Genomic DNA, 14,566 nt, shown 5'->3' with positions numbered 1-14,566 from the left:
ACGCTTTCGTGCACGAGCGAAAGGACATCGGTGAGCCACGCGGTTCCTCCGGAGTTCCTGCAGTCCTCGCAGGCGAGCCCCGCTCGCACGCTGATCGACATCCTCACCGAGACGGTCGAACGCTTTCCCGACGCCTCGGCCATCGACGACGGCGAGACCACCCTGTCCTATCGCGAACTCCTCGACACCGTCGAGGAGGGTGCCACATGGCTCGCCGAGCAGGGGGTGCGCCGCGGCGACCGGGTGGGTATCCGCATGCCCTCGGGATCCCATCGGCTGTATTCCGCGATCCTGTCGGTGATGCGCGCGGGTGCGGCCTACGTACCGGTCGACGCCGATGATCCCGACGAACGCGCCGAGCTGGTGTTCGGCGAGGCCGCGGTGGTCGCGGTGATCGACGCGGTCGGCATGCACTCGGCGCCGGCTCTCAAGGAGCGACTGTCGGCGGGCGGCGAGCAGTCGGCGACCAGCGACGAGGCGGCAGCCGGCACTGCCCCGCCGCCGCCCACCCCGGCCGACGACGCGTGGATCATCTTCACCTCCGGATCCACCGGGACGCCGAAAGGTGTTGCGGTGACCCATCGCAACGCGGCGGCCTTCGTCGACGCCGAGGCACGGATCTTCCGGCAGGACGAACCGATCGGACCGGGCGACCGCGTCCTCGCGGGCCTGTCGGTGGCCTTCGACGCCTCGTGTGAGGAGATGTGGCTGGCGTGGCGCACCGGAGCCTGCCTGGTGCCGGCCCCGCGCGCACTCGTGCGCAGCGGTATGGATCTGGGGCCGTGGCTGGTCTCCCGCGACATCACCGTGGTGTCCACCGTCCCGACGCTGGCCTCGCTGTGGCCGGCCGAGGCACTCGAGGCCGTCCGGCTGCTGATCTTCGGCGGCGAGGCCTGCCCGCCCGAACTCGGTGAACGACTCGCCGTGGAGGGTCGCGAGGTGTGGAACACCTACGGCCCCACCGAGGCCACCGTGGTCGCCTGCCTGGCGCCGCTGGACGGGTCCACGCCTGTCCGTATCGGATTGCCGCTTCCCGGTTGGGATCTCGCGGTGGTCGACGCCGCAGGCGAACCGGTCGCCGAAGGCGAGACCGGCGAGCTCGTGATCGGCGGGGTGGGACTCGCGCGCTACCTCGACCCGACCAAGGACGCCGAGAAGTACGCGCCGCTGGAGTCGCTCGGGTGGGAGCGCGCCTATCGCAGCGGCGATCTCGTGCGCCTGGAACGTGAAGGGCTGGTGTTCGGCGGCCGCGCCGACGACCAGGTGAAGGTGGGCGGACGGCGGATCGAACTGGGCGAGGTCGACAACGCAGTGCAGAACCTGCCCGGTGTGGGCGGTGCGGCGGCGGCCGTGCGCACCACTGCCGCCGGCAACTCGCTGCTGGTCGGATACCTGGTGTCCACCGATCCCGACTTCGACCTGTCGGCGGCGCATGCGCTGCTCGTCGAGCAGCTGCCCGCCCCGATGGTCCCCCGGCTGGCGCTGGTCGACGAACTGCCCACCCGCACCTCCGGCAAGGTCGACCGCGCTGCGTTGCCGTGGCCGCTGCCCGGGGTGTCGGCGGGTGAGTCCACGGCACACCTCAGCGAGACCGAACAGTGGGTGGCCCAGCGGTGGACGGCGGTGCTCGGCGCCGAGATCACCGATCCCAAGGCCGACTTCTTCGCCGAGGGCGGCGGGTCGCTGGCCGCGGCGCAGCTGGTGACGGCCCTGCGCGAACGTTTCCCCGACGTGACGGTCGCCGATCTCTACGACCATCCGCGGCTAGGTTCGCTCGCGCAGATGCTCGACGAGCGCAGCCCCGACATCGTCACCGATGACCGCGAGATCAGGCCCACCCCGGCGAGAACCGGCCTCGCGCAGATGGCGTTGTCGATCCCGCTGACCACGCTGACCGGGTTGCAGTGGATCACCTGGCTCGCGCTGGCATGCAATGTGCTCTCCTATGCCACCGACGCCGCGTGGGTCACCCGGGTGGACTGGTGGATCGTGATCGTCGCCTTCATCGTGTTCATCACCCCGCTGGGACGGATGGCGATCGCAGCAGGCGGATGCCGGCTGCTGCTGCGCGGCGTGACGCCCGGCGACTATCCGCGCGGCAGCGGGGTCCATCTGCGGCTGTGGGTCGCCGAGCGACTGTCCGAGGCCAGCGGCGCGACGAACATGTCGGGCGCGCCGTGGATGATCTACTACGCCCGGGCCCTCGGGGCCGCTGTGGGCAAGGGCGTCGACCTGCACACGTTGCCGCCGGTGACCGGCATGCTCACGCTCGGCGACCGGTGTTCGGTGGAACCCGAAGTGGACCTCGCCGGCTGGTGGATCGACGGCGACATCGTGCACATCGGTGAGATCGAGGTCGGCGACGACGCCGCGATCGGCGCACGGTCGACGCTGCTTCCCGGGGCGAAGATCGGGCGCGGCGCGCAGGTCGGTGCGGGTTCGGCGGTGACCGGGAAGGTCAAGGCCAAACAGCACTGGTCGGGCTCGCCCGCACGCAAGGTCGGCAAGGCATCGGCGCCGTGGCCCGCGCATCGCCCGCCTGCCCGGCCGTACTGGGTGGCTGTCTACGCACTCTCGTCGATCGGGATCGCAGCGGTGCCGTTGATCTCGATCGCCTGCGGGCTGTTGCCGATCGCGTGGTGGGCCGGTCAGACCGACTCGATCGCCGGTGCCGCCGGGCGCGCCTTCGCCCTCGTGCCGGTCGCCGCGATCATCAGTCTGGCGGTGTTCGCGGTGATCACCGCGATCGGTGTGCGCGCGATGTCGCTGGGGCTGAGCCCCGGATATCACGCGGTACGGTCGCGTGTCGGCTGGCAGGTCTGGGCCACCGAGCGGCTGCTCGATGCCGCACGCACCTACCTGTTCCCGCTCTACGCCAGCCTGCTGACGCCGTGGTGGTTCCGGGTGCTCGGGGCCGACATCGGCAAGGGCACCGAGATCTCCACCGCGCTGGTGCTGCCGCGGTTCACCACGGTGGGCGACGGTGCCTTCCTGGCCGACGACACGATGGTCGCCTCCTATGAACTCGGCGGCGGCTGGGTGCACATCGGCGAGGCGAAGATCGGCAAACGGGCCTTCCTCGGCAACTCCGGTATGACCGCGCCGGGTCGACGGGTGCCCAAGAACAGTCTGGTCGCGGTGCTGTCGGCCACGCCGAGCAAGGCGAAGTCGGGGTCGAGCTGGCTCGGTTCGCCGCCGGTGCGGTTGCGCCGGACCGCCGCGACCACCGACAGTTCGCGCACCTTCGACCCGCCGCGCAAGCTGAAGATCGCGCGCGCGATCGTGGAGACGCTGCGCCTGATCCCGGTGATGGTGAGCTTCGCGATCGGGCTCGGGGTGCTGTTGACGTTGCAGTGGATCACCGTGGAGACCAGCGTGTGGTGGGCCGCACTGCTGTCGGGTGTGGTGCTCATCGTCGCCGGTGCGGTGGCCTGCTGCGTCGCCGCGGCGGCCAAGTGGATCGTGGTCGGTCGGATCACGGTGTCCGAACACCCACTGTGGAGTTCGTTCGTGTGGCGCAACGAACTCTCGGATGCCTTCGTCGAGACCGTCGCCGCACCGTGGTTCGCCAACGCCGCCACCGGCACCCCCATCCTCAACGTGTGGTTGCGGATGCTCGGCGCCACGATCGGGCGCGGGGTCTGGTGTGAGACCTACTGGCTGCCCGAGGCCGATCTCGTGACACTCGGGCCGGGTGCGAACGTCGCCCGCGGCTGCGTGGTGCAGACCCACCTGTTCCACGACCGCGTGATGGCACTCGACGAGGTGACGCTGGGGGCCGGGGCGACGCTCGGACCGCACTGCGTGGCGCTGCCCGCGGCGGGCCTGGGTGAGGGGACCATCGTCGGTCCGGCGTCACTGGTTATGCGCGGTGACGTGGTCCCCGATCACACCCGCTGGCAAGGCAACCCGATTGCACCCTGGCACGAGTGAGGTGGCCGGGCGGGCCGGTCAGGCTCGCCTGAATCTGCGCAGGGCGTAGTGGTCGACACCCGCGCGGCCGCTGCCGACGAAACCGACGACGAGTAGTCCGGCGATCAGGGCGAGCGGGAACTCGTAACCGCCCTCGCCCGACCAGAAGCCGTTGCCCGCGTGGACGTAGTAGATCGCACCGATCATGTCGATGATCAGGATCAGCGAGACCAGCGGGACCAGGATCCCGAGGATCAGCAGGACTCCGCCCACCAGTTCGGCCCAGGTCGCCAGATGCGCACTGAATGCGGGTGCCGGTGTGCCGATGGCGCGGAACATCGCCTCGGTCTTGTCCATGCCGTTGGTCACCAGTTTCTGCCAGCCGTGCATCACGAAGATGACACCGAGGATCACCCGGCCGGCCAGCGCACCGAGATCGGCTGCCTTGAAGGAGGTTTTCGTCATGGCAGCCAAGCTACCGGACCGTGGTCCGTTTATCTGCGTGTCCTGTGTCACGCCGTCTGCCCGGCCTGGGTAACAGCCGAACGGGTCATAGCGCGCAGGCTGCACTCTGCATCGTGGCGCCCGGTAACGTCGTGAGTCACAGGGTCACGGCCGCAGCGGCCGTACACGCTGTCGTCGGTCCCGGATGACGGGAGACCATCAATCAGGATCGGAGGGATCGGTGCCGCATTCAGGCTCATCTCGGAGTGGCAGTTCGTCGGACACCGGCGGAGATCGCGCTCATCTGGGGCACCCGAATGACGGCATCGACCCGTATCTGCCCAACAACGGCAATCTGGGCTATCGGGTGTCGCGCTACGACCTCGACCTGCAATACAAGGTCGCCAGCAACCGGCTCGCCGGGACCGCCACCATCACCGCGACCACGCTCAATGGGATCGGGCGGTTCAGTCTCGACTTCTCCACCTCGTTCAAGATCGAGAAGATCACCGTCAACGGCAAGCGGCCCTCGCGCTACTCCCACCACGACAACAAGCTATCGATCACGCCGTCGCACTCCATCGCCCCCGGCGCCGCGATGGAGGTCCAGGTGCGATATTCGGGTTCCCCCAAGCCGATTCGCGGCCCCTGGGGTGAGGTCGGCTGGGAGGAACTCACCGACGGCGCGATCTGCGCGAGTCAGCCCAACGGCGCGGCATCGTGGTTCCCCTGTGATGATCACCCGAGTTCGAAAGCGCCGTACCACATCTCGATATCGACCGAGTCGCAGTACTACGCGGCATCCAACGGGGTTCTGGTGAACAAGCGCGCCAAGGCCGGCTACACCACCTGGGAGTACGAGCAGACCGAGCCGATGTCGACCTATCTGGCGACGATGCAGATCGGTCCGTACGAGCGAAAGACCCTGTCCGAGGGCGACGTCCCGATCTACGCGGTTCTGCCCGCACGACTGAAGAAGAACTTCGAGTCGTCGTTCGGCAGGCAGGTGCAGATCATGGACACCTTCCGCGAGATGTTCGGGCCGTATCCGTTCCCGCAGTACACCGTGGTGGTCACCGATGACGACCTCGAGATCCCCGTGGAAGCCGAGAGCCTGTCGGTGTTCGGCGCCAACCACTGCACCGGGACCCGGCGTTCGGAGCGGCTGGTCGCGCATGAGTTGGCCCATCAGTGGTTCGGCAACTCGGTGACGCTGCGTCAGTGGCGCGACATCTGGTTGCATGAGGGATTCGCCTGCTACGCCGAGTGGTTGTGGTCTCAGGCCGCCGGCGACGACTCGACCGAGGCATTGGCCAAGAAGTACTACGACAAACTCGCCTCCTCACCGCAGGACATCCAGGTGACCGATCCCGGACCCGACGACATGTTCGACGACCGGATCTACAAGCGCGGCGCACTCACCTTGCACGCCTTGCGAAATCGCATCGGCGACGACAAGTTCTTCGAGCTGATGAAGAAGTGGACCAGTGATCACCGCTACGAGAACGTGAGCACCGACGACTTCACCGCGCTTGCCGGGCGTTACGCCAACGGGTCGCTCAACGACATCTGGCAGAGCTGGCTCGTGGATACCCGGCTGCCGGCGTTCCCGTATTCGTGAATTACCGCCTGTGACAACCGTCGTTGTACATCAGTGACACGTATACGCATCACGAACCGGCTATAGGCGGTCGGTGACCCGCAGACGTGTCATCTGTGTACAGACCGCGATCAGAGCCCGACCGCGTCCACTCATGCTCGGCCCCTGACCGTCGCTCACTCCGGCAGCGCGCCCGCCTCGCGCGCCTGCGCCAGCGACGGCGCCTCCTGGTCTTTACCCGACACGATGTAGTTCAGCGGCGCACCGTCGCGGTCGTGGGTGGGCCACTCGATCCCGATCGCCGGATCCATCGGGTTGATCCCGTGTTCGGCGCCGGGGTTGTAGCCCGTCGAGCACAGATAGGTGACCACCGACTGGTCGTCGATCGCACAGAACGCATGACCGAGACCTTCGCTGATGTACACCGCACGCCGGTCGACGTCGTCGAGCAGAACCGAATCCCACTGGCCGAATGTCGGTGAGCCGGTACGGATGTCGACGATGACGTCGAGGACCGCACCCGCCGGGCACCAGACATATTTGGCCTGGCCGGGCGGTACGTCGGCGTAGTGGATCCCGCGGATGACACCTGCCGAGGACACCGACATGTTGGTCTGGGCGAGATCGAATCGGTGACCGATGGTCTCGGCGAGTACATCGGCTTTGAACGCCTCCAGGAACATCCCACGCGTATCAGCGAACTGTTGCGGCGTGAATTCCCAGGCACCCTCGATCGAGAGCGGACGCACCTTCATCTCATGACCACTTTCCGCGCTGCAACAGCGACAACAAATAATCTCCATAACCCGATTTCGCGAATTTCGCTGCACGGCTTTCCAACTCGTCGTCCGAGAGGTATCCGCGTCGCCAGGCGACTTCTTCGGGTACGCCGATTTTGAGTCCTTGGCGTTGTTCGATGGTGCGGACGAAGTTGCCGGCGTCGAGGAGGGAGTCGAAGGTGCCGGTGTCGAGCCAGGCGGTGCCGCGGGGCAGGACTTCGACGCAGAGTTTCTGCTGGCGCAGGTAGGTGGTGTTGACGTCGGTGATCTCGAGTTCGCCGCGTGCGGAGGGTTTCAGGTTTTTGGCGATGTCGATGACGTTGTTGTCGTAGAAGTAGAGGCCGGGGACGGCGAATTTGGATTTCGGGTCGGCGGGTTTTTCTTCCAGGGAGATGGCCTGGTGGTGGTCGTCGAACTCGACGACGGCGTAGGCGGCGGGGTTGTCGACCCAGTAGGCGAAGACGGCGGCGCCGTCGATGTCGGTGAAGCGGCCGAGTTGGTCGCCCAGGCCGGTGCCGTAGAAGATGTTGTCGCCCAGCACGAGGGCGACGTTGTCGTCGCCGATGTGGTCTTCGCCGAGGAGGAACGCTTGGGCGAGTCCGTCGGGGGAGGGTTGGACTTTGTAGGTGAGGTTGATGCCGAATTGGTCGCCGTTGCCGAGGAGATGTTCGAAGGCGGCCGCGTCGTGGGGTGTGGTGATGATGAGGATGTCGCGGATCCCGGCGAGCATGAGGGTCGTGAGGGGGTAGTAGATCATGGGTTTGTCGAACACCGGGACCAGTTGTTTGCTGGTGCCCAGAGTGATCGGGTGCAGCCTCGACCCCGTCCCACCGGCCAGAATTATCCCTCGCACGAGCATGACGATAGCGCGACCCGGATAATGATGCCCATGCGTGTAGTGGTGACTGGTGGTGCGGGCTTCATCGGCAGCAATTTCGTGTTGCGGACCCTGGCAACACGCCCGGATGTGCAGATCAGCGTGCTCGACGCGATGACCTATGCCGCCAACCCGGCCACCCTGGCCCCGGTCGCCGACCGGATCAACCTGGTCGAGGGATCGATCACCGATCCACTGCTGGTCGACGACATGGTCGCCGACGCCGACGTGGTGGTGCATTTCGCCGCCGAATCCCACAACGACAACTCACTGCGCGACCCGTCGGCATTCGTGAACACCAACCTGGTGGGCACCTACACACTGCTCGAGGCCGTACGCCGCCACCGCGTGCGACTGCACCACATCTCCACCGACGAGGTCTACGGCGACCTGGAACTCAACGACCCCGCCCGGTTCACCGAGTCCACCCCCTACAACCCCTCGAGCCCGTACTCCTCGACCAAAGCCGGATCGGATCTGCTCGTGCGGGCGTGGGCACGGTCATTCGGTATCGAGGCCACGATCTCCAACTGCTCCAACAACTACGGCCCCTACCAGCACATCGAGAAGTTCATCCCCCGCCAGATCACCAACGTGCTGGCCGGACTGCGACCCAAGGTGTACGGCACCGGCGCCAACGTGCGCGACTGGATCCACGTCGACGACCACAACGACGCGGTATGGACGATCATAGAACACGGCCGCATCGGCCAGACCTATCTGATCGGCGCCGACGGGGAAACCTCCAACCTCGACGTGGTCCGCATGATCCTCACCGAACTCGGCCAACCCGACGACGCCTTCGACTTCGTCACCGACCGCCCCGGCCACGACCTGCGCTACGCGATCGACTCCACGAAACTACGCACCGAACTCGGCTGGACCCCCCACTACACCCACTTCCGCGACGGCCTGGCCGACACCATCGACTGGTACCGCACCAACCGCGACTGGTGGGAAAACGACAAATCAGTCGTCGAAAACGCCTATGCGGCAAGCCAAGAAGTCATCCGCCGGTAGGCGTCTTATCGGCGCAGCGATCGCACCGAGGCGGGTGGCTCGTCGCCGGTGGCGGTCACCGGATCGCCGAACTGCAGCGACACCGGGATCACCCCGGTCCAGGTGTCGCCGGACCCCTCGGCGGGTCCACCCGAGCGCGCCTTGCACAGCCAGTTGTCGTCGCCGATCGCCATCGACAGGGTCAGAGTCGCGGCGGTCTCCTTGCCGGTGATGGTCGGCACTTCACTCGCCCGACCCGGGATCAGCTTGTCCGACAACGACCTCAGCACATCCGCCTCGTCGGCCTCGACCATCTCCAGACAGCCGCGGATCACCGCCGAACGGTAGTTCGCCGAGTGGTCGAACAACGTCTCGGCGACCACCAGACCGTCGAGGGCGAACACCGTGAATGTGGCCGGTGCACCCGTGGCCACCTGGCGTAGCGCGCCGGCGCCCGTGGAGCCGTGCAGCAGGATCCGGTCACCGACGCGGGCGAAGAGCATCGGCACCGACCAGGGCAGACCGTCGACCACAGTCGAGAGCACACCGACCTTCACCTCATCGAGCAACGCATCGAGGACATCCCGGTCGGCACCTCGGCTGCGATACCGGTTGAGCTCGTCGAGGGCGGTCATATCTCTCCTATCGGGCAGAATCTCTGGTGGCAGTCTCCACTCCTGCACACCGCGCCGCAATTCGGTTTCTATGACGACCTCGCCGCAAAGCACGTTGTGGTGAAGTGGACTTCGGCGGCGCGGTAGCCGCGTAATGTCATCGGTGACAACACATCGGCAGGACGACGGGGTCGGGCCGGGGACGTTTCGGACAAATCGCTCAGCACACCCATTCTCATCCATACGCTCGGAAGGCGCGGCATGACGACGATGAAGGCAGCAGTGGTTCACAAACTCGGCAACCCGCTGACGATCGATGAGGTCGAAATACCCACTCCCACAGGGTTCGAAGCCCTCGTTCGGGTCGACTACACCGGTGTCTGCCACACCGACCTCCATGCCGCACACGGCGATTGGCCGGTCAAACCCTCACCCCCGTTCATCCCCGGCCACGAGGGCGTGGGCACAGTCGTCGCCGTCGGCGACCAGGTGACCCGCATCCACGAGGGACAACTGGTCGGAAATGCCTGGCTGTGGAGCGCCTGCGGTGAGTGTGAATGGTGTGAGACCGGCTGGGAGACGTTGTGCCCGTTGCAGAAGAACGGCGGATACGCGGTCGACGGGTCGTTCGGCCGTTACATGCTCGTCGACTCGCGGTACTGCCCGATCATCCCCGACGGCGTGGATCCCAAGGCCGCCGGTCCGATCCTGTGCGCCGGGGTCACCGTGTACAAGGGCCTCAAGGTCACCGATACGAAACCCGGTGAGTGGGTGTTGATCTCGGGTATCGGAGGTCTCGGCCACATCGCCGTGCAGTACGCCATCGCGATGGGTCGGCGCGTGGCCGCCGTGGACGTCGACGACGAGAAACTGGCACTGGCCAAACACCACGGCGCGGAGGTGATGGTCAACGCCGCGACATCACCCGACGCGGCAGCCGAGATCCAGGAGGCCACCGGCGGTGGCGTGCACGGCGCACTGGTGACCGCGGTCAACAGCCACGCCTTCCCGCAGGCGGTCGGTGCGCTGCGGCGAGGCGGCACGGTGTCACTGGTCGGGCTGCCGCCCGAGCAGTTCCCGCTCGACATCTTCACCACGGTGCTCTTCGGACTGACCGTGCGGGGCTCCATCGTGGGCACCCGCAAGGACATGAGCGAAGCCCTCGACTTCTTCGCGCGCGGCAAGATCTCACCGACCTACACCATGCGTCGACTCGACGAGATCAACGAGATCTTCGACGAGATGGAACACGGCAAGATCGAGGGCCGCATCGTGATGGACCTCGAGAAGGACCTCGGCTGAGGGGCGCTCGGGCGTGGGCCTAGTGTTGCCGTCATGGCACTCAGTCCCACAGTTCCCGCAGTCGCCGCCGGCCTGATCGGCGGATACGGAGTCGCACGCTTCACCAAACGCCGCGAACTCGGCGGCGTGGTGTTGGCTGCCGCCGGCGCCTACTGCGCCAAGGAATGGTCGGCGAAGGGTCCCGCGGTGACCGCAGGGCTGCTCGCCACCTACGTCGGAGCGTTCGGCCTCTCTCACCCGCTGGCCAAGAAGCTGGGGGCCTGGCCGTCGGTGTTCACCGTGACGGCTGCGGCCACCGCGGCGACAGCCGCTGCCACCCGGTAGAGGCATCATCAGCAGCACCGACGCGCGACACTCGTCGCGCGTCGGTGGCGTCATTACACTTTCTTTTATGTCGACCCAACCGCGCCTGTCGCGGGCTCTGGCCTGGACCGCCCTGATCCTGGCGGTGTGCCAGGCAGCGGCGGTCTTCATCCCGCTGGTGCAGTTCGGTGGCGAACCCAACGACTCCGGCGTCGATCTGTACATCAGCCCGGCCGGATACGCCTTCGGCATCTGGGCGGTGATCTATGTGCTGTCGATCGTCGTCGGGGTCATGTTCGTCAGGAATCAGGCGACCGGGACGCGCTCACCCCGACGCCTCGCCATCGACCTCGCACTCACATTCGCCGCCGCGGCCCTCTGGCTCATCGTGTCGGCTGCGGATGTCGGCTGGATCCCGTCGATCCTGCTCACGGTCATGGCCGTGGCTCTCCTCGATGCCGCGCGGATCGCCGCCGGGCCGGCAGATGACACTGCCCCGCACTCGCTGAACACCACGGTGCGGATCACCGTCGGCATCTACGCCGCGTGGGCCACCGCCGCGGTGTTCGTGAACTGGGCGTCGGATCTGGGTCGCACGGTCGCCGATCCGGATTCACTCGGCTGGCAGCTCGTCATCCTGATCGCGGCAGCGGTGGTCGGCATCGTCGCAACGTATCTGGTCGGCGGCGCGCTGCCCGCCTACCCGATCGTCCTGGTGTGGGCCTTCGTCGCGATCGCGGTCAACGCGTGGTCGACGAGCACGGTCGTGGTGGTCTGCTGCGCGATCGCGATCGTCGCGGTGATCGGCGCCTACGTGCTCGCGCGGGGCCGCGTCGTTCGCCGGGCACATCCGCTGAGTCCGGCAACCGGGTCCTGACGCCCGGTGTGCGCGGGGTGCCGGTCACTCGACCAGCGCCGCCAACTGCCTGACTTCCTCGGGCGAACCCGGCGACACGAGCATCGTGGTCACGCCCGCCTTCTCCCAGAGCGCGATCTGCTCGCGCACGTGGTCGACATTTCCGACGATCGCTCCGTCGTCGACCACGTCATCGGGAATCACCAGTGCTGCTTCGTCTTTACGACCACTCCGGAACAACGCCGTGACCTCGTCGACGAGATCGGAATACCCCATCCGGCGGTAGACCTCGGCATGGAAGTTGGTGTCCTCGCTGCCCATCCCGCCCATGTACAGGGCGATGTTGGGTTTGAGCGCGGCGAGTGCGGCGGGGCGATCGTCGGTGATCACGATCCGTGCGGTCGCGCAGATCTCGAAGTCGGCACGACTGCGGCGAGCACCGGGACGGGCGAATCCCTCGTCGAGCCACGAGTGGTAGGTGTCGGCCATGCGCGGGGTGAAGAACAACGGCAGCCAGCCGTCGGCGATCTCCGCGGCGAGCGCGACATTCTTCGGTCCCTCCGCGCCCAGCAGGATGGGGATGTCACGGCGTAACGGATGTGTGATCGGCTTGAGCGGCTTTCCCAGACCCGTTGCACGCTCCCCGTCGAGCGGCAGCGGGTAATGCTCGCCGGAATTGGTCACCGGTGCCTCACGCGCCCACACCTGGCGCATGATGTCGATGTATTCGCGCGTGCGGGCAAGGGGTTTCGCGAAGGGCTGGCCGTACCAGCCTTCGACGACCTGCGGACCGGACACTCCCAGACCGACCATGTGCCGGCCGCCGGAGAGATGGTCGAGGGTCAGCGCGGCCATCGCACAGGCCGTGGGCGTGCGCGCCGACATCTGCAGTACCGAAGTGCCCAGGCGCATCGTGGTTGTGGATGCTCCCCACCACGCCAGCGGCGTATAGGCATCCGACCCCCAGGCCTCAGCGGTGAACAGGCTGTCGAATCCGGCGGACTCCGCCGCAGCCACGAGTTCGGCAGTGCCATGTGGCGGTTGAGCACCCCAATACCCCAGTTGCACACCTAGTTTCACGACAAACTCTCCATCCGTCAGCACAGCGGCACCATCGACTCGCTCGACCGGTGCCCTCGCACGCCGCTCCCTCGGTGAGGCGGTGGCGTTCCCCAGTGTGACCGACGATCACACCGACTGTTCGCAGAGTCGACGAATTCGCCGGAAAGGAGCATCGCCGACATCTGAGATCTGTTGCGCACACGGGCGAATCGGAATCCGCGCACGAACCGGCGGTTTCGGCCAGTCACGGTTGTGTCTCACGACGACGAAGCCGCTAACGAGTCCCGTTGAGTCGGCGAAAGACTGGAGACAGAGCTCGTTCGACCTTCCACAGCAACGGAGTTCCCATGACGCGCACTTCTGCACCCAGGCGAGGTACCGCCGTCGCACTCGCGACCGTGGCCGTCGCCGGTGGCCTGAGCTTGTCTGCCCCGATCGCGCAGGCCGCACCGCCTGTCGCCCACTCGACGACTCAGCCCGCTGTCGCCCGCAACACGACTCCGGTCGGCAGCGTGGAACAGCTTGCCGACCTTCCCTACCAGGCATTGTTCGCTGCCGGGGTGCAAGTGTACGAGTTCGCGACGATCTACAAGCAGACATCCCCGGCACCGACCGTCTACTACACGGTGCTGCGGCGCCTGCACAATGCGCACGAGGGCACCCCGGGCAGCAAGCGCTACGGCTTTCTCGGGTTCGGTCCCGGCGTCACGCTTCCGGAGGTCTTCGGCATGTACCCGCGGTCGACACCGTCGACGACCATCAGCTACAGCTACACATTCCCCTTCGACCCGCGCACGATGACACCGATCCCGCAGGGACGGCAACAGTGCATCACTGCACCCAGTGTCGGACCCATCGGGCCATTGACCGGTGGTGGTTCCTGGGTTCGCAGCGTCTGCCCCGGATGAGAAATCCCAGGGGTGGTGGCGACCGCGGGATCACGCGATGGTGGAGCCGCCTAGGAGAATCGAACTCCTGACCTATTCAATACGAGTTCTTCGTGACGATGCGACCAGCGGAAACGCTGAGAGTCGCTGTGTGTCCACGAATGTCTAGGACACATTGCGGCGCAGTGGACCACGGCGTTTGATTCGTCGTCGACTGTCCATCGGTGACCGCTGAGGTCGAGCCGTTGTATGTGCTCCGTGTGTGCTGGCCTCGATCTGCGCGACGGCCGCGAACAGTACGTCATCGCCACCGGCGTGCGCGTAGACGCGGCTGACCAGCGTCGAGTCGGCATGTCCGAGCAGGTTCGCAACGCGGGTGTAGTCGACACCACTGGCGACAGCGTGTGCTGCCCAGGCGTGCCGCATGGCGTGCGTGGTGACCTTGTCGACCCCCGCGGCCTCGCACGCGGTTGCCAGCGCACGATTGACGTTGGACCCCCGGAACTGTTTACCGCGTGCTGTACGGAAGATCAGGACATCGCCATAGAGCACGTTCAGAAGGTCATCAACCTCGCTGCCCTTGCGCGCTTTGAACTTGGGTAGTCGGCCGCGTTCGGTCTCGGTCGCTTCGCGCAGAACGGACACAGCGTCACCCGTCAGCGGCACGCGACGAGAGCGGCCGGACTTCGTCGCGCCGATCACAAGGCCACCTTTGGTCTCGACAGCGGACCGTCGGATATTGATCACGTACCGGGTGCCGTTGCCGTCTGTCACGGTCTCGATGTCCTTCCGCCGCAATTGGCTAACCTCACCGATACGCAGCCCGGTCAGCGATTGAAACCGCACGAGTCGCCGGGTGTGCTCCGGGGTTGTCACCCCTCCCCGCCTGCGCGCGCAGGAGCCCGCCGCGTACTGTCCTCGAAAGTACGTA

The 14,566-nt window shown here is 66.4% G+C and carries 13 protein-coding genes; 7 read left to right on the top strand and 6 right to left on the bottom strand.

All coding sequences use genetic code 11. The features are described 5' to 3' along the window. Positions 1-30: 30 nt before the first annotated feature. The gene (locus tag IEW22_RS12420; protein ID WP_229742571.1) at positions 31-3,933 is read left to right on the top strand and encodes a Pls/PosA family non-ribosomal peptide synthetase; all 3,903 of its coding nucleotides are present in this window, start codon (positions 31-33) and stop codon (positions 3,931-3,933) included. An 18-nt stretch (positions 3,934-3,951) separates the two neighbouring features. On the opposite strand, the gene IEW22_RS12415 is transcribed toward IEW22_RS12420, so the two are convergent. Next, positions 3,952-4,377: a DoxX family protein gene (locus IEW22_RS12415; protein ID WP_188586921.1), complete on the bottom strand. Its 426-nt coding sequence runs from the start codon at positions 4,375-4,377 to the stop codon at positions 3,952-3,954. Positions 4,378-4,660: 283 nt separating this feature from the next. Between IEW22_RS12415 and IEW22_RS12410 the strand changes: the two genes are divergently transcribed. Next, entirely contained in the window at positions 4,661-5,977 is a 1,317-nt protein-coding gene (locus tag IEW22_RS12410; protein ID WP_229742585.1) for a M1 family metallopeptidase, read from the top strand. 155 nt (positions 5,978-6,132) lie between these two features. Here the strand turns inward: IEW22_RS12410 and IEW22_RS12405 are convergent, their stop codons facing one another. Both IEW22_RS12405 and rfbA read right to left on the bottom strand, forming a co-directional pair. Beyond that, complete coding sequence (locus IEW22_RS12405; RefSeq protein WP_188586919.1) at positions 6,133-6,711, bottom strand: dTDP-4-dehydrorhamnose 3,5-epimerase family protein; 579 nt, start codon at positions 6,709-6,711, stop codon at positions 6,133-6,135. 1 nt (position 6,712) lies between these two features. After that, a complete protein-coding gene (gene rfbA, locus IEW22_RS12400; protein WP_188586918.1) occupies positions 6,713-7,588 on the bottom strand; it encodes a glucose-1-phosphate thymidylyltransferase RfbA in 876 nt (291 codons plus the stop codon). A gap of 36 nt (positions 7,589-7,624) precedes the next feature. On the opposite strand from rfbA, the gene rfbB reads away from it, so the two are divergent. Further along, positions 7,625-8,632: a dTDP-glucose 4,6-dehydratase gene (rfbB, locus tag IEW22_RS12395; RefSeq protein ID WP_188586917.1), complete on the top strand. Its 1,008-nt coding sequence runs from the start codon at positions 7,625-7,627 to the stop codon at positions 8,630-8,632. A 5-nt stretch (positions 8,633-8,637) separates the two neighbouring features. Here rfbB and IEW22_RS12390 read toward each other — a convergent pair whose 3' ends face one another. Beyond that, entirely contained in the window at positions 8,638-9,246 is a 609-nt protein-coding gene (locus IEW22_RS12390; protein ID WP_188586916.1) for a pyridoxamine 5'-phosphate oxidase family protein, read from the bottom strand. 240 nt (positions 9,247-9,486) lie between these two features. Between IEW22_RS12390 and adhP the strand changes: the two genes are divergently transcribed. From adhP to IEW22_RS12375, 3 genes are all read left to right on the top strand, one after another. Next, positions 9,487-10,527 (top strand): alcohol dehydrogenase AdhP, encoded by a 1,041-nt coding sequence (gene adhP, locus IEW22_RS12385; protein WP_188586915.1) that lies wholly within the window; start codon positions 9,487-9,489, stop codon positions 10,525-10,527. Between the two features lie 33 nt (positions 10,528-10,560). Then, on the top strand, positions 10,561-10,851 hold the full coding sequence (locus IEW22_RS12380; protein WP_188586914.1) for a hypothetical protein: 291 nt from the start codon (positions 10,561-10,563) through the stop codon (positions 10,849-10,851). 67 nt (positions 10,852-10,918) lie between these two features. Then, on the top strand, positions 10,919-11,707 hold the full coding sequence (locus tag IEW22_RS12375; RefSeq protein ID WP_188586913.1) for an MFS transporter: 789 nt from the start codon (positions 10,919-10,921) through the stop codon (positions 11,705-11,707). Between the two features lie 24 nt (positions 11,708-11,731). On the opposite strand, the gene IEW22_RS12370 is transcribed toward IEW22_RS12375, so the two are convergent. Continuing rightward, positions 11,732-12,766 carry an LLM class F420-dependent oxidoreductase gene (locus tag IEW22_RS12370; protein WP_188586912.1) on the bottom strand — a complete coding sequence of 345 codons (1,035 nt, stop codon included), beginning with the start codon at positions 12,764-12,766 and terminating at the stop codon, positions 11,732-11,734. 329 nt (positions 12,767-13,095) lie between these two features. Between IEW22_RS12370 and IEW22_RS12365 the strand changes: the two genes are divergently transcribed. Beyond that, positions 13,096-13,656, top strand: coding sequence for a hypothetical protein (locus IEW22_RS12365; RefSeq protein ID WP_188586911.1), 561 nt, complete (start codon positions 13,096-13,098; stop codon positions 13,654-13,656). A 144-nt stretch (positions 13,657-13,800) separates the two neighbouring features. Here the strand turns inward: IEW22_RS12365 and IEW22_RS12360 are convergent, their stop codons facing one another. After that, positions 13,801-14,511, bottom strand: a complete 711-nt coding sequence (locus IEW22_RS12360; RefSeq protein WP_188586910.1) for a site-specific integrase — start codon at positions 14,509-14,511, stop codon at positions 13,801-13,803. Positions 14,512-14,566: the final 55 nt, after the last annotated feature.

This window comes from Gordonia jinhuaensis (genome assembly GCF_014639795.1).
Classification (GTDB): Bacteria; Actinomycetota; Actinomycetes; order Mycobacteriales; family Mycobacteriaceae; genus Gordonia_B; species Gordonia_B jinhuaensis.
Note: the sequence above shows the minus strand (reverse complement) of the source record. Positions and strands in the feature narration are given on the sequence as shown.

Bases quoted from the DNA above. Each gene is read 5' to 3' on its own strand.
- rfbB (WP_188586917.1), top strand. From the start codon at position 7,625: ATGCGTGTAGTGGTGACTGGTGGTGCGGGCTTCATCGGCAGCAATTTC.
- IEW22_RS12380 (WP_188586914.1), top strand. From the start codon at position 10,561: ATGGCACTCAGTCCCACAGTTCCCGCAGTCGCCGCCGGCCTGATCGGC.
- IEW22_RS12390 (WP_188586916.1), bottom strand. From the start codon at position 9,246: ATGACCGCCCTCGACGAGCTCAACCGGTATCGCAGCCGAGGTGCCGAC.
- adhP (WP_188586915.1), top strand. From the start codon at position 9,487: ATGACGACGATGAAGGCAGCAGTGGTTCACAAACTCGGCAACCCGCTG.
- IEW22_RS12375 (WP_188586913.1), top strand. From the start codon at position 10,919: ATGTCGACCCAACCGCGCCTGTCGCGGGCTCTGGCCTGGACCGCCCTG.
- IEW22_RS12365 (WP_188586911.1), top strand. From the start codon at position 13,096: ATGACGCGCACTTCTGCACCCAGGCGAGGTACCGCCGTCGCACTCGCG.
- IEW22_RS12405 (WP_188586919.1), bottom strand. From the start codon at position 6,711: ATGAAGGTGCGTCCGCTCTCGATCGAGGGTGCCTGGGAATTCACGCCG.
- IEW22_RS12415 (WP_188586921.1), bottom strand. From the start codon at position 4,377: ATGACGAAAACCTCCTTCAAGGCAGCCGATCTCGGTGCGCTGGCCGGC.